This is a genomic window from Desulfovulcanus sp. (assembly GCF_982781345.1).
In genome coordinates this window covers 1-1,141 of record NZ_CEYAEZ010000191.1, presented here as the reverse complement: position 1 = coordinate 1,141, position 1,141 = coordinate 1, and the positions used below count along the sequence as shown (strand labels likewise).

The following is a 1,141-nucleotide window of genomic DNA, read 5'->3' as shown; positions in this document are numbered from 1 at the left end:
TAGTGCTTTAATGTTATTTTGTAATGCATGAGTACGTTGCTCTACTTTTTTTTCTAATTTTAGGTGGCTCGCTCTTAATCGGGTTATCAGATAAGATGAAAGTGTAGTTAAAAAAGTAAACACAACCGCAATAGCAATACCAAGTAACAGCATACTATTGTCTTGCCAGCCCCTGATAGGGTAGGCTTTAAATACCCAAACGCCGTTTGGTACTTGTATGTTAAAGTCGACCGTATTTTTTGTTTTTTGGTTGTGTGAGGTAACAATGATTTGCACATTATTTGTATTGGGCATGACTTTTGAAAGCTCATAACCAATGCCTGCCTGTGGCAGTTGGGCTAAATTAACGCTTTGAATAATATCCGGAAAACGAATAAGCGCAGTGGCAAATCCCCAAAATTCTTTTCCCTGTGGGGTATCTAGATACACAGGCAACCTAGCCGCTGCACCCATACCACCTTGAAATAACTCGAAAGGGCCTGCAAGAGTTAATTTACCTGTTTTTTTGGCTAAAAATGCCTCTTGCGTTCGCAGTGGGTTCTCTAAAACATTATTACCGATAGCACTTTCATTGCCCTTAAGTGGAACAACGTGTGTAAGAATACCGTTTTTATGAAGTTGTAAGGCGTCAAGACCAGGATAAAGACTTAACATTTCAGAAGCGAGTTCTTCAAAGCCTTTAGTCTCGCCATTTTGAGTACGAATTAATGCCGCAATAGGATAGGCTGCAGAAAGTGCTTGGTTAAGATTATTTCTAATATGGTTAACGTAGCTACCCGCCACCTTTCTGATAGAGTTTTGCTTTTGCTGATAAATGTATTGATCGAGTAGATAAATTGAATACACAGATGCAAGCGTTGAGATTAACAATGTGATCAACACCAGTCTTGCTTTTATAAACAAGCTCAGTATCTGTGGTCGAGTATTAGATGGTGACAATGTAAATAACACCTAGCGTTGTTTAAGCCGCGTCCATTTAGAACAATGGCGTTTTAAGTTCCTGAAACAGTATAGCAAACAGTCATCTAAAGCATTAGGGAGATTTAATTATACTTTAAAATAACCACCGTGATTTACTAAAGCTTGAGTAAAATAATAGGCTACATTGTGAGATTAGCTAGGAAGGCACTATGTGTATTTA

At 38.2% G+C, this 1,141-nt stretch carries 1 protein-coding gene; it reads right to left on the bottom strand.

Going from position 1 to position 1,141, the window contains the following annotated elements:
* Window positions 1-903: CHASE domain-containing protein (locus AC3WVG_RS12160; RefSeq protein WP_488798382.1), on the bottom strand; the 903-nt coding region annotated here is incomplete at its 3' end.
* Window positions 904-1,141 lie beyond the last annotated feature (238 nt).